The 25489-nt window shown below is 63.8% G+C and carries 15 protein-coding genes and 1 pseudogene; 5 read left to right on the forward strand and 11 right to left on the reverse strand.

From position 1 onward, the window contains the following. Window positions 1-98: 98 nt before the first annotated feature. The 6 genes from I6F28_RS06690 to I6F28_RS06715 form a co-directional block, all read right to left on the reverse strand. Window positions 99-1310 (reverse strand): ABC transporter substrate-binding protein, encoded by a 1212-nt coding sequence (locus I6F28_RS06690; RefSeq protein WP_036006122.1) that lies wholly within the window; start codon window positions 1308-1310, stop codon window positions 99-101. Between the two features lie 223 nt (window positions 1311-1533). After that, window positions 1534-2109, reverse strand: coding sequence for an HdeD family acid-resistance protein (locus I6F28_RS06695; RefSeq protein ID WP_036006124.1), 576 nt, complete (start codon window positions 2107-2109; stop codon window positions 1534-1536). Window positions 2110-2253: 144 nt separating this feature from the next. Next, window positions 2254-2880 (reverse strand): GTP cyclohydrolase I FolE, encoded by a 627-nt coding sequence (gene folE / locus I6F28_RS06700; RefSeq protein WP_225139525.1) that lies wholly within the window; start codon window positions 2878-2880, stop codon window positions 2254-2256. A 171-nt stretch (window positions 2881-3051) separates the two neighbouring features. Further along, window positions 3052-3945: an alpha/beta fold hydrolase gene (locus I6F28_RS06705; protein WP_225139526.1), complete on the reverse strand. Its 894-nt coding sequence runs from the start codon at window positions 3943-3945 to the stop codon at window positions 3052-3054. 134 nt (window positions 3946-4079) lie between these two features. After that, window positions 4080-4907 (reverse strand): HD domain-containing protein, encoded by an 828-nt coding sequence (locus tag I6F28_RS06710; RefSeq protein ID WP_036023069.1) that lies wholly within the window; start codon window positions 4905-4907, stop codon window positions 4080-4082. Between the two features lie 210 nt (window positions 4908-5117). Beyond that, window positions 5118-6017 (reverse strand): LysR family transcriptional regulator, encoded by a 900-nt coding sequence (locus I6F28_RS06715; RefSeq protein ID WP_225139527.1) that lies wholly within the window; start codon window positions 6015-6017, stop codon window positions 5118-5120. A gap of 150 nt (window positions 6018-6167) precedes the next feature. Between I6F28_RS06715 and I6F28_RS06720 the strand changes: the two genes are divergently transcribed. The 4 genes from I6F28_RS06720 to I6F28_RS06735 are packed head-to-tail and all read left to right on the forward strand — an operon-like array spanning window position 6168 to window position 10402. Then, on the forward strand, window positions 6168-7319 hold the full coding sequence (locus tag I6F28_RS06720) for an ABC transporter ATP-binding protein (protein WP_036023063.1): 1152 nt from the start codon (window positions 6168-6170) through the stop codon (window positions 7317-7319). After that, entirely contained in the window at window positions 7312-8259 is a 948-nt protein-coding gene (locus tag I6F28_RS06725) for a carbohydrate ABC transporter permease (protein ID WP_036006139.1), read from the forward strand. Before I6F28_RS06720 ends, I6F28_RS06725 begins: the two co-directional genes overlap by 8 nt. Next, complete coding sequence (locus I6F28_RS06730; protein ID WP_036023062.1) at window positions 8256-9092, forward strand: carbohydrate ABC transporter permease; 837 nt, start codon at window positions 8256-8258, stop codon at window positions 9090-9092. Before I6F28_RS06725 ends, I6F28_RS06730 begins: the two co-directional genes overlap by 4 nt. A 29-nt stretch (window positions 9093-9121) precedes the next feature. Next, the gene (locus I6F28_RS06735) at window positions 9122-10402 is read left to right on the forward strand and encodes an ABC transporter substrate-binding protein (RefSeq protein ID WP_225139528.1); all 1281 of its coding nucleotides are present in this window, start codon (window positions 9122-9124) and stop codon (window positions 10400-10402) included. Between the two features lie 410 nt (window positions 10403-10812). On the opposite strand, the gene I6F28_RS06740 is transcribed toward I6F28_RS06735, so the two are convergent. Together I6F28_RS06740 and I6F28_RS06745 are read right to left on the reverse strand one after the other, a co-directional pair. Next, on the reverse strand, window positions 10813-16356 hold the full coding sequence (locus tag I6F28_RS06740) for a DUF4082 domain-containing protein (protein ID WP_225139529.1): 5544 nt from the start codon (window positions 16354-16356) through the stop codon (window positions 10813-10815). Window positions 16357-16842: 486 nt separating this feature from the next. Continuing rightward, entirely contained in the window at window positions 16843-18072 is a 1230-nt protein-coding gene (locus I6F28_RS06745; protein ID WP_036023058.1) for a GTP-binding protein, read from the reverse strand. Window positions 18073-18325: 253 nt separating this feature from the next. Between I6F28_RS06745 and I6F28_RS06750 the strand changes: the two are divergent. Further along, window positions 18326-18598: pseudogene (locus tag I6F28_RS06750) on the forward strand (caspase family protein); the annotation flags it as partial. A gap of 158 nt (window positions 18599-18756) precedes the next feature. Here the strand turns inward: I6F28_RS06750 and I6F28_RS06755 are convergent. Genes I6F28_RS06755 through I6F28_RS06765 form a run of 3 tightly spaced genes read right to left on the reverse strand, consistent with a single transcriptional unit; the run spans window position 18757 to window position 25442 of the window. Next, window positions 18757-19635, reverse strand: a complete 879-nt coding sequence (locus I6F28_RS06755; protein ID WP_036023057.1) for a transglutaminase family protein — start codon at window positions 19633-19635, stop codon at window positions 18757-18759. After that, window positions 19632-22145 carry a circularly permuted type 2 ATP-grasp protein gene (locus I6F28_RS06760; RefSeq protein WP_036023056.1) on the reverse strand — a complete coding sequence of 838 codons (2514 nt, stop codon included), beginning with the start codon at window positions 22143-22145 and terminating at the stop codon, window positions 19632-19634. The genes I6F28_RS06755 and I6F28_RS06760 overlap by 4 nt, the downstream gene beginning before the upstream one ends. Window positions 22146-22172: 27 nt before the next feature. Next, entirely contained in the window at window positions 22173-25442 is a 3270-nt protein-coding gene (locus I6F28_RS06765; RefSeq protein ID WP_225139530.1) for a transglutaminase family protein, read from the reverse strand. Window positions 25443-25489 lie beyond the last annotated feature (47 nt).

Genomic DNA, 25489 nt, shown 5'->3' on the forward strand with positions numbered 1-25489 from the left:
GCACGCGGAGAGAAACCCCTCACCCGGCTGCGCTTCGCGCATCCACCCTCTCCCACAAGGGGAGAGGGTGCACCGCCGTGTGACCGCTATTTCATCTCTCACGTCCCGCGCAACAGCTCGCTTGCCACCACCCAGTCGTTGCCGTCGAACTGGAGCATGTAGCCGTCCTTGATCGGGCGGAAATCCTGCGGCGTGGTGTTGAGGGTGATGCCGGGCATCAGGAGCGACAGCGGCACGTTCTTCAGATTCGCGGCCTGCGCCATGATGTTCTCGCGCGTCAGATTGTCCTTGCACTGCTTCAGCAGCGCCACCAGCGCCTCGGCGACGGTGTAGCCATAGAGGCCCGCGACGTTGTTGATGTCGGCATTGGGCAGGCGCTTCTTCATGAAGTCGATATAGGCCGTCATCGCCGGATCGTCCTTCGGCGCCTCGACGAACGGCTTGAGCGCGCCGAGCGACAGCACACCCTTGCCGGCCTCCAGGCCAGCGGGCGCCATCACGGTAGCCTTGTTGGCGCAGCCGGAGGCCAGAAAGCGCGTCGGCTGCCAGCCGACCTCGTGCGCCTTGCGGATCGCCTGCGCGCAGGCGCGCGGCGTCACCGAATAGATCATGAAGACGTCGGCCTTGGTATTGGCGAGCGTCAGGACCTGGGAATCGACGGTGGGATCGGCGACCTCGAAGCTCGAGGCCATCGCGATCGCCTTGTCGGCGTCGGCACCGAGCGCCTCCTTGACGCCGCGAAGATATTCCTTGCCGGCGTCGTCGTTCTGGTAGAGCACCGCAAAGCGCGCATTCGGGTTCCTGGCGCGGGCATAGGCGACGTCGATCGCAGCCTCGCTGGTGTAGTTCGGCGCCCAGGGCAGCGCGATCGACCAAGGCATGTTGGCGGGATCGTTCCACTTCGAGGCCGAGCTGATCAGGAAGATCTGCGGCACCTTGTTGCTGTTGAGATATTTTGCGATCGCCGAGCTCGGCGCCGTGCCCATGGTGGCGAAGATGAAGGCGACGCCGTCGCCTTCGACGAGGCGCCGCGCGGCTTCCATGGTCTTGGGCGGCGAGAAGGCATCGTCGAGCGAGATCAGGTTGAGCTTGCGGCCGCCAACGCCGCCCTTCTCGTTGATCTCGTCGAAATAGGCGGAGATCACCCGTCCCGTGATGCTGAGCGGCGATGCCGGGCCGCTATAGGGCATGGTGTTGCCGATCTTGATCTCGGTGTCGCTAACTCCAGGACCGTAGGATTTTTGCGCGGAGACAGGAGCGGACAAGCAGGCGGCAGCCAGCGCTGCGGCCAGGGCCAAAGCGGCTTTCATGGTTTCTCCCCAATGATTGTCGCCGCGGCGAAACGACCGCGCGGCGCGCTGCTTCTTGTCAGCGCGTCAGATCAGCGGAGTTCATCAAGATGGTCTTGCGTCGAGTTGCTGATGGCATCGCCTGAAGCGCGACGAGATTTTGATGAATCGTCATCGTGCGTCAGGTTGTTCTTGACGCATGAGCTTTCCGGAAAACCGCTTCGGCACTTTTCCGGATCATGCTTTAGCCGCGCCGCTTCAAGGCGAAGCCCAAGCTGACCCATCCGGCACCGGCCATGATCAGGTCGATGCCGAGGAACAGGCCGAGGATGTAGACGCTGTTCACCGGCCAGCGCACCAGGATCAGCAGCCCGAGCAGCAGCGTGACGACGGCCGACACCGCCACCCAGCCCCACGGGCTTTCGCGCTTCATGCTGAAGGCGAGAAACAGCCTGACCGCGCCGGAGGCCAGCAGCGAGGCGCCGAGGAACAGCGTGAGCAGAACCGCGGCGAAGAGCGGGTTCGCGAAGGTGAGGAAGCCGGCAACGATGTAGAGCACACCGAGCAAGGCCCAGATCAGGAACTTTCCCCAGCTCTTCATCTGGAATGCGCCGATCACCTCGGTGACGCCGGCGACGATCATCATTGCGCCGACCACGATCACGCTCGCCACCGTTGCCATCACCATGCTGCCGAGCGCGACGAAGCCGGCAATCAGGTAGACGACGCCGAGCGCGACGATCCAGCCCCATTTGGCGTGTAGCGCAGCCATTCCCGAGCCGAGACCGGACGGATGAGACGTATCTGACGCAGTTGTCATGGGCCACTCCTGCATGCGAAGCCCCCGGGCACACGCCATGATAGCACGCACCCGACCGAGACAACACCCAGCAGAGCAGACCTCGCCTGCCGCAACCTTGACGCAAATCAAGATCGAATGCGGCGGGTCAGCGCCGAGCGCAGGTCAATCGTCCGAACTGGCGAGCCCCAGCAGTTCCTGGCGCGTCAGCGCATTGTCGCGGAACACACCCAGCATACGGCTGGTGACGAGATCGGTCCCGGGCTTGTGCGCGCCGCGCGTGGTCATGCAGTGATGCGTCGCCTTGATGATGACGCCGACGCCTTCGGGCTTGAGCACGTCGTTGATGGTGTTGGCGATCTGTGCGGTCATCTTCTCCTGGATCTGGAGCCGTTTTGCGTAGACGTCCACCACGCGTGCGAGCTTGGAGATGCCGACGACGCGCCCCTGCGGAATATAGGCGACCCAGGCGCGGCCGACGATCGGCGCCATGTGGTGCTCGCAATGGCTCTCGAAGCGAACGCCGCGCAGCACGATCATCTCGTCATAGCCTTCGATTTCCTCGAAAGTCTTCTGCAGAATTTCGGTCGGGTCCTGCGCGTACCCCGAAAAATACTCCTCGAAAGCGCGTGCGACGCGATCAGGTGTCTCGCGCAGACCGTCGCGCGCGGGATCATCGCCGGCCCAGCGGATCATGGTCCGGATCGCCTCTTCGACCTCCGCCCTGTCAGGCCGATCGCTCGGCGTCTGCGCCACGGCGACACGTTCCAGCTTGCGCACTTGTGACTTCATCAAGCTTCTCCCCTGCAACGAGCCCGCATATGGAAGCGGGCCCACAGCTTGGACGGCCGCAATCGGAAAAGGTTCCCGAAAGTCGGGGAAATTTGGGGAACGGATGGATGGCCTAGTGCCGACCCGCCAATCCCCTCATGATGAGGTGCGCCGAGGGCGCCTCGGGGCCGCCTATGACGCAGCCGCTTTCCGCACGTCGATCACGGCCTGTGCCCATTCGGCCGGCCGCTCCTGCGGCAAATTGTGACCGGCATCGGTGAAGACGCGCCGCTCGAAGAATCCCTCGAACTTGCGCGCGTGGTGGGCGGTGCCGGAATTGACGCCGTCGCTGTCGCCGTCGATCGCGATCGTCGGGACGCGGATCGTCGGCTGCGCGGCGAGCTTTGCCTCGATCCCCGCATAGGCGGGATCGCCGGCCACGAGCGCGTAGCGATGGCGGTAGGAATGGATCACGACGTCGACGAAATCAGGATTGTCGAACGACACGGCGCTCGTCTCGAACGTTGCGTCGTCGAAGACCCATTTCGGCGACCACATCGTCCAGAGCTGACGGGCAAAGCCGCGGCGGTTGCGCTGCAGCGCGCGGCGGCCGCGCTCGTTGTGGAATAAATATTGATACCAGAACGCCGCCTCCTCCGGCGGCGAAGCCGGCTCCATGGCGAGGGCGATGTTCTGGATATTGTAGGAATTGCCGGAGACGAGACCGACCACGCGCTCCGGATAGAGCGCCGAGACCACACAGGCGGCACGCCCGCCCCAATCGTAGCCGCCGACGACGGCGCGCCTGATACCGAGCGCATCCATGAAGGCCAGGAGATCGGCACCTAACGCCGCCTGCTCGCCGGAGCGCAGCGTCTCAGCGAAGCGAAACCGCGTCGGCCCGTACCCGCGCAGCCAGGGCACCAGCACGCGTGCGCCGGCCTCGGCGAGGATCGGCGCGGTCTCGGCATAGGCGTTCGCGTCATAGGGAAAGCCATGCCCCATGATGCAGGGCCAGCCGTCCGGCGCACCGTATTCGCGATAACCGATGTCGAGGATATCAGCGGTGATGGTTTTTTGTTGCATGATTTGCTCACGGATGATCTCGTTGCGCAGAGCTCTTGTAGCCCGCATGGAGCGAAGCGCAATGCGGGGACGCCTGTATCCGCGAATCCCGGATTTCGCTTACGCTCCGTCCGGGCTACGAGGCTACAAGGCGCCTATTTCTGCGGACCGGACAGCGAGATGTCACGTTCGGCGCGGAACACGTTGCTGTAGAGGTTGGCGATCCATTGCCGGCCGATCTCGGTCTTGTTGAGATAGCCGATCTCGGTCTGGATGTGCGGAGCAACGCTGTTCCAATAGAATTGCGGGTAGCGGTTCACGATGTCGGCGGGCGAGTCGTAGCCGAGCTGGCGGTTGATGCCGACCTCCTCGAACTCGTAATAGAGCGCGTTGGCCTTGCGCAGATAGTTGGGATCGCCGAGCTGGCCGATGAAGTCGGCCGCACGCAGGATCGAGGCTTCGTCGTCGTATTCCTGGCCTTCACGGGCGGGAAAGCGCGTCCCCTCGATGGCGCGGGCAACGCGCTCCGGATCGACTCCCGGGATATGGCGCAGCCGCCGCGTCACATACAGCTTCGAGCGGTCGACGTGATACATCATCAGGCTCGCGTCCGATGCACCGCGCGGCAGCGAGATCTTGTTGTCGGCGGCGTCGATGACGAAGCCGTCGGCGTCATCCTCCTCGAACAGGCCGCGGACATAGCCGATGTCGTGGGCGAGGCAGGCGATCAGGACATGAACGTAATCTTCCGCCGAAAGATGGGTATGAAGGCTTCGGCCGCGGAGGATCGCCTGGGCGGCCAGGGTCACCAGCATCGTATGCTCGATATTGTGGTAGAGCGCATCGCTGTTGCCGATGCATTCCATCGCGGTACGGGTTGCGCTGGCAACGATGCTTGCGGAAGTCTCATCGTACCGGCGGCGCATGAAGTTGCCGAGGAACTGCTCCAGCGATTCAGCTGCCAGTCTGGGTAAGGTTATCATGGACGCAGCCCCGTCCGCCGCTGGTATCCCATGCCATCTCCCGACGTCTCATTCTTGTCGTCGACGCAGCGGGGAGCATAGCCCATCTTGGGCCGGGTAACCAAACTTCGGGGACGGAAAATACGCAAATACCTTACCGTCCCGCTGCGCAACATCACGGTTGCCGTCACAGTTCAGCACAACCCAAAGCGGCGGGAAGGCGGCCGCCGCTCAGGGCGCGGCCAGGATATCGGCGCCGTCGGCCGGGCGCGAAAGGCTTCTGGCGAGATAGAACAGCTCGACCAGCTTGCCGCGCTTGCCCGCCAGCGAGAAGATGTATTCGGGCGACTCCGCCTCGATTTCCGCGATCGCCACCTTCGCGATCCGGTCGATGCGGCTCGAGCCGTGCTCCCAGACAAAGCCGACACCAAGCCGGTTGGCGACGGCCTCCAGCATCCCCTCGCGCGTGTTGACGATGATCGCCGGATTGGCGCGCAGGTTGACGGCGCGAAACGCCCTGTCCACGGCGCGCTGGGTCGCGGAATCCCGGGTCCGAAACACCAGCGGATACTGCACGAGGCCCGCAATGGATATCCGCGCTTGACGGCTGAGGTCGTGAACGGGATGGCAGATCGCAACGACGCGTTGCTGCACGCAGGGCTCGCGCCGGAAGCGGTTGTCCTGCGGCACCTCCGGCAGTACGGCGACGTCGACGCGCTGGTCGACCACCGCGGCCATGATCGCCGACCAGCTGCCGATCTCGATGTTGATCTGGATCTTCGGATAGAGATTGCGGAACGCCGCGATCAACGCCATGCCGGGCATGGCGTTGCCGAGCCCGATGCGAAGCTCACCTCCCGTGAGCTCGTCGCGCTGCTGCAGGATGGCGAGCGCATCGGCTTCGACCGCCTGCATGCGGCTCGTCGCGGCATAGAGCCGCCGGCACAGCGATGTCGCGATCAGGGTCTGGCCGTGCCGGTCGAACAGCGCCACCCCGAACTCGGCCTCCAGATCCCGCACCAGCTGCGCAACGGCCGGCTGCGACACCCCGAGCCGCCTTGCCGCAGCGGCAAAGCTGCCGGTATCGAACACCGCATTGACCGCCCGAACGCGCGACGACGTCAACGCCACGACGACAACCCCAAGATGATATTCCCCGTCGGACGGGGCGAAAGCAAAACCTGGGATGACCATAAGGAAGGCCATTGACCGTTATGTGAATGTCAGACGCGCTTCCTACTCCTCGTGCGCCGCAAACGGACCAGCAGGGGATCAGCGCGCATGGCGCAAATCGAACTATCCGCAATCCGCAAGTCCTTTGACGGCACCGACGTCCTGAAAGGCATCGATTTCCGCATCGCCGACGGCGAATTCATCTCGCTGGTCGGCCCGTCCGGCTGCGGCAAGTCGACCCTGCTTCGCATCATTGCCGGGCTCGAGCCGCAAGATTCCGGCGAGGTCCACATCGACGGCCGCCCCGTGGACGGCATTCGCCCGAGCGCGCGAAACCTCGCGATGGTGTTCCAATCCTATGCGCTTTATCCGCATTTGAGCGCCTTCGACAATATCGCGGTGCCGCTGCGGATGCGGCGCCTCTCCGCGATCGAGCGACTGCCACTGCTGGGTGCGCTGCTGCCGGGCCGGCGCGCCAAGGAACGGCACATTCGCGCCGACATCGAAGGCATCGCCGAGCAGCTCGACATCAGCCCATTGCTGCGGCGCAAGCCCGGACAATTGTCCGGCGGACAGCGGCAACGCGTCGCGGTCGGACGCGCCATGGTGCGCGAGCCGGTGGCCTTCCTGTTCGACGAACCGCTCTCCAATCTCGACGCCAAGCTGCGCGTCCACATGCGCGCAGAGCTCGCCGAGCTGCATCGCCGCCTCAAGGCAACGTTCGTCTACGTCACGCACGACCAGGCCGAGGCGATGACGATGTCGAGCCGGATCGCCGTCATGATGGGCGGTGAGCTGATCCAGGCCGGCACGCCGGCCGAGATCTACAACGAGCCCGGCGACATCCGCGTTGCCGAATTCATCGGCAGCCCCAAGATCAACGTTCTCCCCGGCCGGATCCGAAAGGACGGCGGCGTCGATGTGCTGGGGACCGCCTTGAAACTTACGTGCAATGCGGCGGCCGGCGATTGCCGCATCGGGGTCCGTCCGGAGCGGATCGAGCTCGGCACCGGGCCGTTCTCCGGAACCGTCGTCCATCTGGAGAATCTCGGCGCCGAGGCCTTCGTGCATCTGGCGGTCGAAGGCATCGGGTCGCGCCTGATCGCGCGGCTCGCGGACGTCAAGCATTTGCCGGCGATGGCAAGCTCCGTCGCCTTCGGCTTCGCACCAGACGCGGTGCGGATGTTCGATCCGGCCGGGAAACGGATCGAGCTCAGAATGGAGCAGGCCGAGCGCATCCGTGAGCCCGCCCATGTCTGACGGCTCCATCACCATCGGGGCGACTGTTGCTCCCGCGGGCACGACGAGGCGCACGCTGCCGGCCCATGGCAGCAGGCGGAGCCATGCCGCCTACGCGCTGGTGACGCCGGCCGCCGCGCTCATGCTGGTCATGCTGCTCGGTCCGCTCGCCGGCGTGATCGCCCTCTCCTTCACCGACTATCAGCTCGGCGCGCCGCATTTCTCCTGGATCGGGCTCGCCAACTACCAGGACCTGTTCGCCGACAAGGTGTTCTGGACCGCGCTGCGCAACACGCTGACTTACGTCGTGATCGTGGTGCCCGGCGCCGTGATCGCCGGCCTTGCGATCGCGCTTTTGATCCAGAGCGGCACCAGCCTGCGCAGCCTCTACCGGACGATCTATTTCCTGCCCGTCATGGCGACCCTGATCGCGATGGCGGTGGTGTGGGAATTCATGCTGCATCCGCAGTTCGGCCTGGTGAACGGGCTGTTGCGCGGCGCCGGCCTGCCGGCCTTCGCCTGGCTGCAGGACCGCAGCACGGCGCTCTATGCGCTGTGCGCGATCGGCATCTGGCAGGCCGTCGGCTTCAACATGGTGCTGTTCCTGGCCGGCCTCGTCTCCATCCCCAAGCAGCTCTACGAGGCGGCCGAAATCGACGGCGCCTCGAGCGGCTGGGCGCGCTTCCGCCTCGTGACCTGGCCAATGCTGGGGCCGGTCACGACCTTCGTCGTCGTGATCTCCGGCATTCGCTCGTTCCAGGTGTTCGACACCGTGCACGTCTTGACCAAGGGCGGCCCGTCGAAATCCACCGAGGTCCTGATCCACACGATGTACACGGAAGGATTCGAGTTCTTCCGCTCGGGCTACGCCGCGGCGATCACCGTGGTCTTCCTGGTCTTCGTCCTCGCGCTCACCCTGATCAAGTCGAGGCTCGCCGATCGCGGCGTGCACTACACATGACCAACGCGCATCCCATCCCATTCCGGGCGATCCTCCGCCACGTGCTGCTGATCGCGGGCGCCGCGCTCATGCTGGCCCCCTTCATCTGGATGATCTCGACCGCGTCCAAGCCGCAGACCGAGATCTTCTCCAGCGAATTGCACCTGATCCCGCACCAGTTCGCGCTTGTCGAGAATCTGCGCGAGGCCTTCGCCAAGGCCAATCTGCTGCGCTTCCTGCTCAACGGAATCATCGTCACGGTCTCGATCTTCGTGCTGCAGGTGATGGTGGCGCTGCCGGCGGCCTACGCGCTGGCAAAACTCCGCTTCCTCGGTCGCGAGACGCTGTTCGCCCTGGTGCTGTTCGGAATCCTGATCCCGCCGCAGGCGACCGCGATCCCGGTCTTCCTGCTGCTGCACAAGATCGGTCTGCTCGACAGCTATGCCGCGCTGGTGCTGCCCTTCACGATCTCGGTGTTCGGCATCTTCCTGATGCGCCAGTTCTTCAAGACCGTGCCCGACGATCTCGTCGACGCCGCGCGCATGGACGGCATCTCCGAATTCGGCATCGTCTGGCGGGTGATGCTGCCGGCCGCGATTCCCGCAGTGACCGCCTTCGGCATCTTCTCCGTGGTCGCGCATTGGAACGATTATTTCTGGCCACTGATCGTGCTCAACAGCGAGCACTTGCGCACGCCGCCGCTCGCGGTCGCCCATTTCCGCAACAGCGAGGCCGGCACCAGCTACGGCCCGCTGATGGCCGCCGCGATGGTGATCATCGCGCCGCTCGTCATCGCTTTCCTCTTTGCCCAGCGCCGCTTCATCGAAGGCATCACCCTCACCGGGATCAAGTAACCGCGTCACCTCAAACAGGGAGTCTATCCATGCTGAAGTCCATCATCGCCGCAGCGGCTCTGTCGCTCGTGGCCGGATCTGCGCTCGCGCAGGCCCAGACCGAGATCGTGATGCAATATCCCTATCCGGAGCTGTTCACCGAGACACACAAGCGCATCGCCGAGGAGTTCGCCAAGGTGCGCCCGGAGATCAAGGTCACCATGCGGGCGCCTTACGAATCCTACGAGGACGGCACCCAGAAGGTGCTGCGCGAGGCCGTGACCAACCAGATGCCGGACGTGTCCTTCCAGGGCCTGAACCGCATCCGCGTCCTGGTCGACAAGAACATCCCGGCCGAGCTCGACGGCTACATCGCTGCCGAAAAGGATTTCGACAAGCAGGGCTTCCACCAGGCGATGTTCGACATCGGCACCGCCAGCGGCAAGGTCTACGCCCTGCCCTTCGCGATCTCGCTGCCGATCGTCTACGTCAATCTTGACCTGGTGAAGCAGGCCGGCGGCGACGTGAACAATTTGCCGAAGACATGGGACGAGCTGATCGCGCTGGCCAAGAAGATCAAGGCGCTCGGCAATGACAACAACGGCGTCACCTATGCCTGGGACATCACCGGCAACTGGCTGTGGCAGGCGCCGGTGTTCGCGCGCGGCGGCACCATGCTCAATGCCGACGAGACCAAGGTCGCCTTCGACGGAGCCGAGGGCAAGTTCGCCATCAACACGATCGCGCGGCTCGTCAACGAGGCCGGCATGCCCAATCTCGACCAGCCGTCGATGCGCGCCGCGTTCGCGGCCGGCAAGACTGGCTTCCACGTCACCTCGACCTCGGACCTCAACAAGGTCACACAGATGACCGGCGGCAAGTTCGCGCTGAAGACAATTTCGTTCCCGGACCTCGCCTCCCCGAAGGGCAGGTTGCCGGCCGGCGGCAACGTCGTGCTGATCCTCGCTAAGGACAAGGCCAAGCGCGACGCCGCCTGGGAGGTGGTGAAGTTCTGGACCGGCCCAAAGGGCGCTGCGATCATGGCGGAGACGACCGGCTACATGCCGCCGAACAAGGTCGCCAACGAGGTCTATCTGAAGGATTTCTACGTCAAGAACCCCAACAACTACACCGCGGTCAGCCAACTCGCGCTGCTCACCAAATGGTACGCCTTCCCCGGCGACAACGGCCTGAAGATCACCGACGTGATCAAGGATCATCTCAATTCGATCATCTCGGGCGCGCGCGCCAAGGAGTCGGAGGCCGTTCTCGCCGACATGACGGCTGACGTGCAGAAGCTGCTGCCGAAGACGACCGGCGCGGCGCGCTGACCATCCTCACATCCCCCGGCACGGGACGCACCAGCGCCCCGTGCCGCCGTATTGACGCGGCTGTCAGGCATGGATCGCGAGACCATGGTGCGGTGACCGGCGGGCGCCGACCATTTCCTGCGGTTCTTCACCTTGATCCAGAACTTTTGCCGTCCGCCGGGTAAGGCCGATCGCGATGCTTGGGCAGGAGACCTGATTTCAAAATCTGCAAAAACAACCCGATGCAGTAGCCGACACGAGCTCAGGCGACCCTTGCGGCACCAACCGCAACCCGCGCTCTAGTAGAGACACGGTGGGAGGAATTTCGGATAAGCTAGTGTAATGATTCATCGACTGAAGTCATGGAGCGTACTCCGCATTGCGTCCTTGCCATCTGACCGTAGTCGCTACGCAAACGGGCGCTGCCCCCGTTAGCCAGTCAGTTGCTGGCGGAACAGAACGTCCACACCGTAGCTCGTTGAGTTGTAAGTGTCGGTTGGGAAGAGGCTGTTTGATCCATATGCATACACTCCATTGCCTCCGCTCGAAGCCGAGGATGGCGCAGTCAGCGGTCCGTTGCTAACCGCCGAGCTAAACAAGTTGGGATCGGCGGAGTAGTTTCCCGACGTATGATAGGATGCAACATACGTCTGCCCTGGCGTGATCGTCACCGGTGTGGCGAAGTTGACTTGCTGCCAGCCGCTCGCCGTCTCGTTGGTGAAGGTGGCGGTGGCCAGCAGGGTGCCGGTGCTGCTCCAGAGATTGGCGGTGTGAGTGCCGGTGTTCGACGGGCCCTTGTAGAAGCGTAGCCCGGTGACATCGCCGGCGCTCGACGCCCGGAATTTGAACCCAAGCTCCACCGAATTCGGATCATTGACCGATACCACACTCGGCGTCGGATTATTGCTGAACAGACTTACGATGCTCGCAGATGCTGCGTTGACGTTGAGAGAGGCGGACGCGCTTGCCGTCCCACCTCGACCGTCAGAGATTGCATAAGTGAATGACGCCGGTCCCGTATATCCGGAGTTCGGGGTGAAAGTGACGGTGCTGGTCTGCGCGTTGTAGCTCGCGACGCCGCCGGCGCCGTTGCTGACGCCCGTGATGGTCAGGGCATCGCCGTCGGGATCGGTGTCGTTGGCCAACAATGCCGAAGCCGGGATCGAGATCGCAGTGTTCTGAGTAGCGCTGAACCCGGAGTCATTCGCCGCGACTGGTGGCCGGTTGACGCCGCTCGCGGGGCTATACATCACGTCCACCCAGTAGTTGGTGGCCCCGAAGGTGCTGGTTGGGAACAGATTGCCGGTGCCGTAGGTGTAGACGCCATTGTTGCCGGCGGGCGCTGTGAGCGGACCATTGACGCGCGGGGCCGTAAAGTAGTTGCTCGTGGACGTGTAGTGCCCGTTGCTGTGGTAGCTTGCCACATAGGTCGTGCCGGCGGCGATCGAAACCGGATTGTTGAAGATGACGGTCTGCCATCCACTGCTGGTTTCGTTCGTGAACGTCGCGGTCGCGAGCAGCGTGCCCGTGCTGCTCCATAATGACCCCGTATGGGTGCCGGTGTCGCCGGTACCCTTGTAGTACTTGATGCCGCTGATGGTGCCGGCCGCGGATGACGTGAAACGCACCCCGAGATTGACCTGGGCCGCGTCAGGATCCGAGAGAATGGCCGGCGTGTCGGAACTTGAAAACAGGCTCACTGTCGGCGGGGTCACTGTCAAATTAGCCGTTGCAGTTGCGGTGCCGCCGCGACCATCCGAGATGGCATAGCTGAAGGATGCAGCGCCGGTGTAGCCGGTGGTCGGCGTGAAGGTGACGCGATTGGTCTGGGCATTGAAGCTGACGGTACCGTTGACGCCGCCGCTCACGCCCGTGATCGTCAGCGGGTCGCCATTCGGATCGGTGTCGTTCGCAAGCAGGGCCGACGCGGCAATCGTGAGAGCCGTGTCCCGCGTGGTGCTGTAGCCGCTGTCGTTGCTAGCTACCGGCGGCTGGTTCGTTGCGGTATTTACCGTCAGGCTGACCGTGGCAGTTGCGGTTCCGCCCTGTCCGTCGGCAATGGCATAGCTGAAGGATGCCGCACCGGTATAGCCGGTAGTCGGCGTGAAGGTAACTACATTGGTTTGGCTGTTGAAGCTGACGGTGCCGTTGACGGCGCCGCTCACGCCGGTGATTGTGAGAGTGCCGCCATTGGGATCGGAGTCGTTGGCGAGCAGCGCGCTGCCCGCAATCGTCAGTGCGGTATTCTGGGTGGTGGTGTAGCCGCTATCGTTGTTGGCAACCGGTGGCTGGTTGCCGCCGCCGGACGGCGCGAACACAACATCGACCCAGTAGTTGGCGGCGTTATAGGTACTGGTCGGGAAGATGCCGGACGTGCTGGTGCCGCCATAGGAATAGACGCCGTTGCCGCCGGCCGTCGTAGTCGAAAGCGCGGTCAATGGGCCGTTGGTGACAGCCGTGGTGAAGTAGTTGCTGGTGGCCACATAGGAGCCGGTGGTGTGATAAGAAGCAACATAGGTCGTGTTGGCGGCGATCGAAATTGGGGACGGCAGGGTAACGGTCTGCCACCCGCTGACCGACGTATTGGTGAAGGTGGCGGTAGCAAGTCGGGTGCCCGTTGACGTCCAGAGATCAAGCACGTCGGGACCAGTGTCGCCGGCGCTGCGGTAGAATTTGAGAGCCGTGATCTGGCCGGCGACGGAGGACGTGAACTTCATCCCGACTTCAAGCTGCGATCCGTCATTGAGGTTGGTCTGCGCTGGTATATTTGACGCGCTGAACAGGCTGACGGGAGCCGCACCGGGCGGTACCACCGTGAGGCTGACACTGGCAGTGGCCGTACCGCCGCGCCCGTCCGAAATCGTGTAGCTGAAGCTGGCCGGACCGGTATAGCCGGCGGCGGGCGTGAATGTGATGTTGTTATTCTGCGGATTGGGTTGCGTGTTGAGGACCACGGTGCCGTTTGTCGCTGCGCTTACTCCGCTTATGGTTAGGGCGTCCCCATTGGGGTCGCTGTCGTTGGCGATCAGCGACGCCGCAGTGATCGTCATGGGCGTATTTTGCGTCACGGTCGGCCCGGTATCGTTCGTAGCCACCGGCGCGGAATTGGTGGTGGAAGGGTTGAACATGACGTCAACCCAGAAATTTGTCGATTGGAACGTGGTGGTCGGGAATGCCCTGTTGCTGCTGTAGGTATAGACGCCGTTACCATTGGCGAGGGCGGTCAGCGGACCGCTGGTCACATTGCTCGTGAAGTAGTTCACGCTGGAGGAGTAGTGGCCTACGTTCGTGTGATAAGACGCGACATAGGTGGTGCCTGCCGTCAGCGGGACCGGGTTGGAGAAGGTCACGCTCTGCCAACCGCTTGTCGTTTCGTTTGTAAACGTGGCGGTTGCCAGCAAGGTGCCGGTGCTGGTCCAGAGTTCACCCGTGTGGGTGCCTGTATCCTGGCTGCTCTTGTAGAAGCGGATTCCGCTTACGGTGCCGGCAGTCGACGTCTGAAACCTCACACCGAGCTCGACGGCGCTGGCATCTATGGTGTTGACTGTGGCGGGGGTCGCCGAGCCAGGAAAGAGCGAGATGAAGGACGGCGCGCTCACGGTCACCGTGCGGCCCGCCGAAGGCGTTTCCAGATTGATGCTGTCGTCCACCGCGCGTGATTTGATCGTGTAGGTCCCGGCAACTTGCGGCGCCCAGGTATAAGTCCACGTCTCATCGCCAATCGCGTTCTGCCAGCTCAGCCCACCATCGGTCGAGACCTCCACGCCGGCGATCACGCCGCCGCCCACATCGGCTGCCGTGCCGGAAATCGTGACCGTATTTCCGGCACTGAAATTTGCCAGGGCGTTGATGGTGGAGGTCGGAGCTGTCGAGTCCGTCGAGCCGGTACCCGCGACCATCCCCGGTTGGAGCGTTCCCGGTTGAATCCCCATGTCGGCGAGCAGATTGATCATAGCCTGTTGCACGCGCGGATCGGTCGGCGTCGGCGCTAGGTCGTGATTGTCGCTCAGGCCCCATGCCCAGTAGACCGTACCGGCGCCGAAGACTAATGCGCCGCTCGGAGCGCGATAGAGGGTCAGGTTATGGGTTGAAACGCCACTTCCGGTCGTGTTGCCATAGTCAAGCAGATAGGTATTGACCGGAATGGTTGTCGAGGAAAGCCGAACCAGGCCGGCTGGATCGAATCCGTTGTCAGGCGCTTCATCCCACTCATAGCCAAGATAGTTCTTGGTCAGCGTTGCCGTTTGCCCGGGCTGAAGATTGGCAACGCTGGTATTGCGCCAGAAGCGCAGGTTAGCGTCGTCATAGGGAATTGTGATTGACTGGAGGCCGCTGCCTTGGCCGACATCATCGACCTGGAACATCTGTCCGATCAGGGCATTTTCCGGGATTCCCCCGCCGACCGCCGGCGGGCTGAGGCGCGGATCACGGAACGTTCCTGTCCACTGGTCGCTTGGATCAATCGACGCTCCTGGTGAAAAAGTCTCCTTATAGGAGATCAAGGTGCGGTAGGCGGTGGCGTCGCTGCTTATGCTGTTACCCCAGCGCGTGCGCCAATACATCTCGTTGCCGCTCCAGAACGCAAGATTCACGCCGGCATCGCGGGCCGCCTGGACATTGGCGCGTTGCTGCCCTGACCAATACTCGTCGTGACCAACGTCGAGATAGAGCTGGTGGTTGAGGAGGAGACTGCCGTAACGATCGGCATCGACTCCCGACATGTAGGAGACGTCGTAACCATTCTGCTCCAGCCAGTAGATCGCAGAATACTCAGCGCCGAACAAATAGTCCTGCGGGCCGGCATAGGTCCCGACGTTGCCGCGGGTGGCGATCGGCCGGTTGTAGCTCACCGCGTAGGCGCGCCCGGCGCCTTGACCGGTCGCGGGACCGTTGCCGCCATAGAAATTTGCACCACCCCAGCCGTTATAGGCCTGCCAGGTTGTATCCGAGGTCTGGAAGATCACATCGCTGGTGCTGCTGTCGTCTCGAACGATGAAGGGGATGTGATTGGCGCCGGCAGTTCCGTCCTGGCGCACGAGCTTTGCAATATAGACGCCGGACACGGCATCGGCGGGAATATCCCAGGAGGCTGAGATGGACCAATTGCCGGCATCGACCAGGCCGGTCGCCGCGTCGCGCAGCGGCGTAGGCTGGTTCTGCACGCCCGTGTGCTGGATGGTGGCGACCTTTCGCGCTCCCATGCCGCCATAGTAGCCGAGGCGGTAGATGTCGATCCGGTAGTTTGATGAATTCGTATTGATCTTGAAGTCGACCCGGTTACCCCGATTGACGCTGATGTCGGTGGCGAAACCTTCGATATTCGAACTGCCCGCGCCAACGATATCCCATTCGCTTTGTGGGTTTCCCGGCTTCTGGTTCTCGAGAACAATTGGGTTTGTGGAAGTCGCTGCAGCCGCGAGACTGCTGGTGGACTCCGTTGTGGCGGCCTGCCGGCCGGCTGGGGGAGCCTTTGCGGTTGTCACCGAGCCGGACAGAATTCCAATTGGGCTGGTTGCCGTCCCGGTACCGGTCTCTCCTCCACCTGGCAGCGCGTTCCAGTTGATAAGAGGCGTAACCTGCTGCAATGGCATGTCGGCACTGGTGGAGGCTCCCATGATTCCGGTCTGGCCGGTCAGCACGAAGTCCGCTCCACCAGATAAACGATTACCTTGCAACTGCCCGATGTGGGCTGCACTTTGATCGAGCAATCGTGTTGGAGCAATGAAGTAGCCGCAACCACAAACCTGCGCGGCCGCTGGAATCCCCGACGATCCAACGATACTCGGAGCCAAGGCCGCCGAGGGAATCCGACCAAGAATGACGACCGGATTTGAGGTCGTTTGGTCGGCTGCCGCAGAGGTTGGCGTTCGCCATCCTGCGGTTACCCTCGGCAATTCGGCGCTCGAAGCCAAATTGGATAAAGATAGTGCAGTGGCATCTGAGGCGCGCAGGTCCGTTTCAAGCGGATTGCGCACGGGGTGCGTTGGCAGCAGCTCGTCCTTAGCCTCTGGATCTGACGCCCAAATGCTCCTCCGGTGCAGGGTCCGTGGCCAAGTCCGCAATCCGAAAGCCAACTGGCTCAAGCCAGACTTTTCGTACAAGGACCTCATGACATCCTCGCGAGAGATGTGAGAGTGTGAATGAAAGATTCTGATGCCCGTCACCTAGACGATGACGTGGATGTCGGAGGGACATCCCCAATGTTCGCGAACGAGCCAATTTTGGACTGACAGGCGGGGCTCTGAACCAGTAGGCGAGCGGGAAGCCGCACTGCTCGATCTGCCTTTCGGCTGCGGTTGCACCGTTACTGGTAGCGGCTGCCATGATTGCCCAAAATTCAATTCCGCCGAATTAAAGCGCACATTTTAACTTATTAAATATTAAATATCAAGATTTTTCATATCACATACTCGCCATCTGGCCGTCTTGATGTAGCTAAAATGCAAAGCGCCCGGCGCCGCCTAGCTTACGTGATCAGGATATTGCCAGGGCGGAAAGGGATCGCTGAGATTGCGCCAACTCTGGGGATCGAACCCATTCTCCGAATCGGCAAGGCAGGCATCCAGCGAAGCTCGGATGGACACTTCGTCCATGCCTGAACCGATGAACACAAGCTCCTGGCGGCGATCGCCCCAGGTGTTGTCCCATTGGTGATCGAGATGTTGTTGGACCTGAGGATGGCTTGGCCACGTCGACTTCGGGACCGTCGCCCACCAATGTCCCATGGGCTCGCATCGACGCTGCATCCCTGCGACGGAGAGAACACCCACCCAATCCGGGCGGGTCGCAAGCCAAAAATGTCCTTTGGCGCGCAATACGCCTGGCCAGGGTTTATTGAGAAAGGACAAGAGACTGACGGGATCGAACGGACGTCTTTCCAAGTAGACGAAACTGGATATGCCGTACTCCTCGGTCTCCGGCACATGGCAAGCGGGATTGTACAGCTCCTTGTTCCAGAGAGGATGTGTCGCAGCCTTGGCTTCATTGAAGAGGCCGGTGTTAAGAATTGTGTGGAGAGGAACGTCGCCAAAGTCGGTCTCGATTGTGCGTGCCCGGGGATTGAGCGCGGCAACCACCTTGCGCACGTCCGCTCGCGTCGCCTCGGTCACTTCTGACACCTTGTTGATGACGACTACATCAGCGAATTCGATCTGCTCAACTAGGAGATCGACGACCGTACGAACGTCGGAGGCATCACGTAGCTCGCCGTGGTCGCGCAAAAGATCGCGACTGCTATACTTGGCGAGCAAGTCCGTCGCGTCCACGACGGTCACCATCGTGTCGAGTTTCGCAAGATCGGAGAGCGAGACGCCGGCTTCGTCGCGAAAGGAGAAAGTTGCCGCGACAGGGAGAGGTTCAGAAATCCCGGTCCCTTCAATCAGAAGATAGTCAAAGCGCCGCTCCTCGGCCAACCGCCTGACCTCCACCAGGAGATCGTCGCGCAGCGTGCAGCATATGCAACCATTGCTGAGCTCCACGAGTGTTTCGGTGGTATGCGATAGGTTCGCGCCACTGTTGCGAACCAGATCCGCATCTACGTTCAACTGACTCATGTCATTGACGATGACTGCAACTCGGAGGCCCCCGCGATTCCTCAGCACGTGGTTGAGCAATGTCGTCTTCCCCGAACCCAGAAATCCACTGAGCACGGTGACCGGTAGCCGATTGGCGGCGCTTGCTCTCTCTTGCATAAGTCTCCCCGGCCGATGACGTCCCAACTAAACAACGTTGACGGAGGCAAGTAGTGCTGCTGCAGGCGCGCATCGCAACTATTTAGACCTATCTGTCTCTTCCGAGTCTGCCAGTTATTAGTATAATGACAATATTAATAACAGGTCTAACAATTAAATCAGCGAATCGCCGCCGGCAGAAGTTCGTCCGTGTTCCCGACACGGCGCTAGGGCCTGCTTCGGCTAATCGCCTTATTGATATTGTGCAGTCTGGTTGGGCTATAGCTCCGCACACGCTGAAAAGCGCGGCGCGCTGGTGATCGGTAACTCGGCGCGAAGCTGGCGAACCCCACGAACGATGCCGCATTAGTCGCCGGCATGCAGGAGGGCCGGGTTCGATAATGTTAACATCAAGCTCGAACTCAATGTTTCGGAGATGCGCAGGACGCTGCGCGACTTTGGCAGTAAGGCGCGCGATGCCGAGGTCGCGGTGGTCTATTACGCCGGGCATGGCACCGAACTGGACTGCATCAACTATCTGATCCCGGGCTGCCGGCTGGTAAGGTCCGGTTGTCGGACAGAAGGCACTGTCGTACGAGTACGCGGTGGGAGGGCACAGCGGAAGTGTGTGATTGAGCCGCGCGGCCGCACAGCTCACGTCAACTTCCGCAACGGGGTCATAAGCCGACTCTTTGAGTACCCACCCTACTCCACCAGCAGCACGTCGACGGCGACGCCGAGCTTCTGCTTGGGCGAGCCGACGATGATGCCGTCGACCGGCGAGACGTCGGAAAAATCGCGTCCCATTGCGAGCACGATGTGATCGTTGCCGACGAGGAGATCGTTGGTCGGATCGAGATCGATCCAGCCAAGCTCGGCCCCGCACCAGAGCGACACCCAGGCATGGGTGGCGTCGGCACCTTGCAGCCGCGGCTGGCCCGGCGGCGGAATGGTGCGCAGATAGCCGCTGACATAGGCGGCCGGCAGGCCGAGCCCGCGCAGCCCGGCAATCATCACATGGGCAAAGTCCTGGCAGACGCCGTGACGCTTGTCGAAGACTTCCTCGAGCGGTGTCGAGATCACGGTCGCCTTCGGATCGTAGCGGAACTCGCCGCGGGTGCGTCGCATCAGGTCGACGGCGCCGGCGAGGATGCCCGCGCCGGGCGGAAAGCTCATCCCCGCATAGGCGCTGACCGGGCGCAGCACCGGCACCAGGGGGCTGGCAAAGACATAACCGACCGGCGAGGACGGCCCGAGGCTGGTGGCTTCGAACGCGGTGTCGCGGACGCTCTCCCAGGGCGGGCTGACCGCATCTCGCGCCGGCGGTTTGCGCGACACCGAGACACGCGAGCGCGAGTCGATGCGCAGATTGCGATGCGCGGCTTCGATCGTCACGCTCTCGGTCAACGTGCCGAAGAAGTCGCGCCGCACATTGCGCTCGGCCGGGCGCGGATGGATCTCGACCTCGTGCGAGATCAGTTCCTGGCCGCCGCCGCTTCTGGGCTCCAGCCGCAGCGTGCAGCGGGCGAAGCTGACGGGATTCTCGTACTCGTAGGTGGTGACGTGACGGATGTCGTAGATCACGCCAGCCCCGTCAGCTTTTCCGGCCGGCTGGCATTGGGACCGTGCGGGAAGTAGTGCTGCCCGATCGCCTCGCCGAGGCTGAGCAGATCCTGCTCCAGGGCGAACAGCGTCTTGACCTCGAGCTTCTCGGCCTCGGCGGTCGCGAGCATCGCCTGCATCGCCACGGCGAGACGCTGCGGTTTCTCGATCAGGCCATGCTCCTTCAGGCTCGGCAGCGCCGCAATGTGCTCGTTCAGCGTCGTGACCTGAAACGCCACCGAACGCGGATTGTAGCCGTCGAGCACCGCGAGGTCGCGCACCGGGGCCAGAATGGGCGCCAGCAGATAACGCGAGCGGTAGGTGATCTGGCAATCCACCAGCGTCAGCAGGATGTCGAGATCCTCGTCGCCGGCCTCGTCATAGGCGAACTGACGGGTGAAGCGCGTGGTGTTGATGGCGCGCTCGATGCGGCGGCCGATGTCGAGGAAGCGCCAGCCGGCGGCGCGGTTCATGTTCTCCTGCGCGAGGCCTGCGAAGCTCGCCAGCTCCTGCAAGGTCAGCTCGGCGGCGCTCAGCACGCTGTCGTCGTCCTCCACCTCGATGGCGAGGCGCTCGGCCATCTCGGTGATCACCTGCCAGGCATCGGGCGACAGCCGCTCGCGCAAGGAGGTCGCCGTGCGCTGCGCCGCCCTCACCAGCGACAGGGCCGAGCCGAAACGCTCCGCGCCCTGCAGCGCTTCGGCGACGATACGCCCCGCGGCCGTGCGCGAGGATTGCGAGACCGCGCCCCAGGCGACAAGGAGGCGCTGGATGCGTTCGGCCGATTGCACCGAGGCCGCCGTGCCCTTGTTCGGCCCGCTCGGCGAGCCCAAGGCGCGCAGCAGCCGCAGCGTCGCCTCGGCGCGCTCGAGATAGCGGCCGAGCCAGAACAGATTGTCGGCGGCGCGGCTGGGCAGCACGCCAGCGATGCGGCGGATGCGCACCTTGTCGGTCGCCGGCAGGAGCGTCGCGGTCGCGACCTGCTTGTCGGAGACGACCCAGACGTCGGCGGCGCGCGCGCCGTCGCCCATCGACACCGCGCGCGCGTCCGGCTGCTCGGCGATGCGGCAGAAGCCGCCGGGCATGATGGCCCAGCCGTCCGGCGTGGCGGCGGCGAACACGCGCAGCACGAAGGGGCGCGGCGTGAGCTGCCCGTGCTCCCACACCGGCATGGTCGAGAGCCGCACCACCTCCTGGCCGACATAGTCCATGCCGCGCGCGCTGATCGCATCGATCAAGCGCTGCCGGGCGCTGACGTCGAGCTCGCTCGCGAGCACCGGACCATTGCTGTCGAAACCGGGAACGCCGCGTCGATAGGCGCCTTCGATCGCGACCTCCTCGAGCCGCGCCAGCACCTCGTCGCGCGCCACGCGCTGGCCGCACCACCAGGTCGCGATGTGCGGCATCTTCAGGTCTTCGCCGAGCAGGCGGCGGCTCAGCGCCGGCAGGAAGCCGAGCAGCGCCCGCGCCTCCAAAACGCCCGAGCCTGGCATGTTGGCGACGACGACGCCGTCCTTGCGCAGCACGTCGATCAGGCCGGGCACACCGAGCCGCGAGGAGGCATCGAGCTCGAGCGGGTCGAGCGAGTTGGAATCGACCCGGCGCAACAGCACATCCAGCCGCTTCAGGCCGGCGACGGTGCGAATGTGGACGCGGTCGTCGCTGACCGCGAGATCGTCGCCCTCGACCAGCAGGAAGCCGAGATAGCGCGCCAGCGTCGCGTGCTCGAAATAGGTCTCGCTGAAGCTGCCGGGGGTGAGCACGCCGATCCTGGGCTCGTCGCGATCGGCGCGCGCGCGCAAGCTGTCGCGGAATGCCTCGAAGAACGGCGCGACGCGCGGCACGTTCATCGACTTGTAGAGATCGGAGAAGGCGCGCGACAGCACCAGGCGGTTCTCCAGCGCGTAGCCCGCACCCGATGGCGCCTGGGTGCGGTCGCCGAGCACCCACCAGCGGCCGTCGGGCCCGCGGCCGACATCGGCGGCATAGATCGAGAGATAACGTCCGCCGGGCGGCGGCACGCCGCAGACCGGACGGAGATATTCGGGACTGCCGGCGATCGCCGCGGCCGGGAGCGCGCCTTCGGCCACGAGGCGCCCCTCGCCATAAATGTCGCGCAGCACGCGCTCGAGCAGCTCGGCGCGCTGGGTGATGCCGGCGCAAAGCTGCTGCCAGTCGGCCTCGTCGATCAAAAGCGGCAGATGGCTGATCGACCAGGGCCGGTCGGCGCTATCGCCGGGCGCGCGGTAGGTGACGCCGGCCTCGCGGAGATGGCGATCGGCCATGCCGAAGCGGCGCTCGATCTCGTCGGGCGCCAGCGCGCCGAAGGCGTCGAAGAAGCGGCTCCAGACCGCGCGCGGCGCACCGTCGGGCCCCAGGAACTCGTCGGGGATGCCGGGCAGGCGGCTATAGTCGCGGACCCACTGCGCAATCCGCTGCTGGGCATTTGCCCTGCCCGCCTGGTCGTTGTCTTCGGCTGCGCCCTCGCCCATGGGCCTTTCCCTCCCCCACCATCATACTCATTGCAGGAGCGGGGTCCGCAAGTCGAGGGTCAGCGGAAATTCATTTGTGCGTTCCTCGGGCGGCGGCTGCATCGGACCCGGGGTGTGGCCGTGGTCCTGGAAGCGCGCCAGCCGCCGGGCCTCGGCCTCGTAGGTATTGACCGGCTTGGTGTCGTAGTTGCGCCCGCCAGGATGGGCGACGTGGTAGACGCAGCCGCCGAGCGAGCGGCCGTTCCAGGTATCGATCAGGTCAAAGGTCAGCGGCGCGTGCACGGGGATGGTCGGGTGCAGGCCGGAGGCCGGCTGCCAGGCCTTGAAGCGGACGGCAGCCACAGCCTCGCCGGAGCGGCCGGTCGGGGTCATCGGCAGGCGGCGGCCGTTGCAGGTGACGACATGGCGGCCCTCGACGAAGCCTTCGGCCTTGACCTGGAGCCGCTCGACCGAGCTATCGACATAGCGCACGGTGCCGCCGGCCGAGCCCTCCTCACCGAGCACGTGCCAGGGCTCCAGCGCCTGCCGCAGCTCCAGCGTCACGCCGCCATGGTGGATGCGGCCGAAAGCGGGGAAGCGGAATTCGAGCTGGGCCAGATACCATTCCGGCTCGAACGGATAGCCCGATTGCTTGAGCTCGCCGAGCACGTCGAGAAAATCTTCCCAGATGAAATGCGGCAGCATGAAGCGGTCGTGCAGCGCGGTACCCCAGCGCACGAACTTGCCGCTCAGCGGCTCACGCCAGAACTTTGCGATCAGCGCGCGGATCAGGAGCTGCTGCGCCAGCGACATGCGTGGATCCGGCGGCATTTCGAGCGCGCGGAATTCGACGAGGCCGAGCCGGCCCGTCGTTCCTTCCGGCGAATAGAGCTTGTCGATGCAGATCTCGGCGCGGTGGGTGTTGCCGGTGATGTCGACCAATAGATGCCGGAACAGCCGGTCCACCAGCCAGAGCGGCGTCTGGTAGCTGGGCGGCGGCACGTGCGAGAGCGCGATCTCGAGCTCGTAGATGCTGTCGTGGCGCGCCTCGTCGATGCGCGGCGCCTGGCTGGTCGGGCCGATAAAAAGACCGGAGAAGAAATAGGACAGCGCCGGATGGCGCTGCCAATACAGCACCAGGCTCTTCAGAAGATCGGGCCGGCGCAGGAACGGCGAGTCCTGCGGTGAGGAGCCGCCGACCACGACGTGATTGCCGCCCCCGGTGCCGGTGTGACGGCCGTCGACCAAGAAACGGTTGGCGCCGAGGCGGACCTTGGCCGCATCCTCGTAGAGGCCGGTGGTGATCTCGACCGCATCGCGCCAGCTCTTGGCCGGCTGGATGTTGATCTCGATGACACCGGGGTCGGGCGTCACCTTGATCACCTCGATGCGCGGGTCGAACGGCGGCGGGTAACCCTCGATATGGACCGGAAGCTGCATCTCCTCGGCGGTGTCTTCCAGCGCCGAGATCAGCTCGAGATAATCCTCGATGCGCTCGACCGGCGGCATGAAGGCGCAGATCAGGCCGTCGCGGATCTCCACGGCCATCGCCGTGCGCACGGGTATAGCGGTGTTGAGATGCTCGGGGGCCGTACGCGGCGGCGATGGCGGACGCGCCATGCGGGTGAACACCGGCAGCCTGCCCCGCGGCTCCATCGGGTCCTGCTCGACGATGTAGGGATATTGGTTGGGCGGGACGTGACCGAGCGAGCCGATCGGCAGGCGCAGGCCGAGCGGTGAATCGCCCGGCGTCAGGAACAGATGATTGCGCCGCAGCGGCCAGCGTTCGCTGCGCCAGCGCGGAGGTGCATTCCAGCGCTGGATCGGCAGCACGAAGCCGCGCGGCGTATTCAGGCCCTGGTCGAACACCCGCGCCATGCGTGCGCGCGCTTCGGGATCGGACAGCTTGGAATCGGTGGGATCGACATTGACCGGAAGCTCCGCTTCCTTCTGCAGCCAATAGGCGGGATCCTCATAGGCCGGCATGATGTAGCCGAGGTCGACGCCGAGTCGCGCCGCCGTGCCTTCCATGAAGGCCTCGGCATCCTTGACCTCCGGTCTCCTGGGATTCTCGATCCTGGCGATGAGATCGGCGTTCTTCCAGATCGGCACGCCGTCCTTGCGCCAATAGAGGCCGAAGGCCCAGCGCGGCAGGCTCTCGCCCGGATACCATTTGCCCTGGCCGTAATGCAGCAGCCCGCCCGGCGCGAAGCGCGTGCGCAGGCGGCGGATCAGATCGTCGCCGAGCGCGCGCTTGGTCGGGCCGACGGCCTCCGTATTCCACTCGCCGGCCTCGAGATCGTCGACCGAGACGAAGGTCGGCTCGCCGCCCATGGTGAGGCGCACGTCCTCGCTGGCGAGATCGCCATCGACCTGCTCGCCGAGATCGTCGAGGCGCGCCCAGGATTCGTCGGAGAACGGCTTTGTGATGCGCGGCGCCTCGCGGATGCGCCTCACGCTCATGTCGAAGGAGAACTCGACCTCGGCAAAGCCGGCCCCGCCGGAGATCGGCGCCGCCGAACGGTAGTGCGGCGTGGCTGCGACCGGGATGTGCCCCTCGCCTGCGAGCATGCCCGAGGTCGCGTCGAATCCGATCCACCCCGCGCCGGGCAGATAGACCTCGGCCCAGGCGTGCAGATCGGTAAAATCGTTCTCGACTTCCGGCGGCCCCTCGATCGGATCGATGTCGGGACGGATCTGGACCAGATAGCCCGAGACGAAGCGGGCGGCGAGCCCGAGATGGCGCAAGGTCTGGATCAAGAGCCAGGCGGAGTCGCGGCATGAGCCTGCGCCGGAGACAAGCGTCTCCTCCGGCGTCTGCACGCCCGGCTCCATGCGGATGATGTAGCGGACCTTCTTCTGGATCTCGCGATTGAGGTCGACCAGGAAATTGACCGTGTTCGGGGCTTCGTGCGGGATCGAATCGAGGAACTTGGCGAACAGGCGATCGGGCTTGATGGTCTCGAGATAAGGCGCGAGCTCCGTCTTCAGATCCTTGGGATAGTCGAACGGAAAGCTGTCGGCATACGGCTCGACGAAGAAGTCGAACGGGTTGACCACCGTCATCTGCGCCGTGAAGTCGACCTCGAATTTCAGCTCGGTGGTCTTCTCCGGAAAGACGTAGCGCGCCAGCCAGTTGCCCTGCGGGTCCTGCTGCCAGTTCACGAAATGATTGGAAGGCGTGACCTTGAGCGAATAGCTCAGGATCGGCGTGCGCGTATGCGGCGCCGGCCGCAGCCGTATCGTCTGCGGGCCAAGGTCGATCGGGCGGTCGTATTTGTAGTGCGTGACGTGGTGTAGCGCGACGTAGATCGACACGGGATGCGGTGCTCCAGCAGCTTTTTTGAGCAGAACACCTGAGGTCA

It is taken from the genome of Bradyrhizobium sp. NBAIM14 (assembly GCF_020193895.1).
GTDB classification, from domain to species: domain Bacteria; phylum Pseudomonadota; class Alphaproteobacteria; order Rhizobiales; family Xanthobacteraceae; genus Bradyrhizobium; species Bradyrhizobium yuanmingense.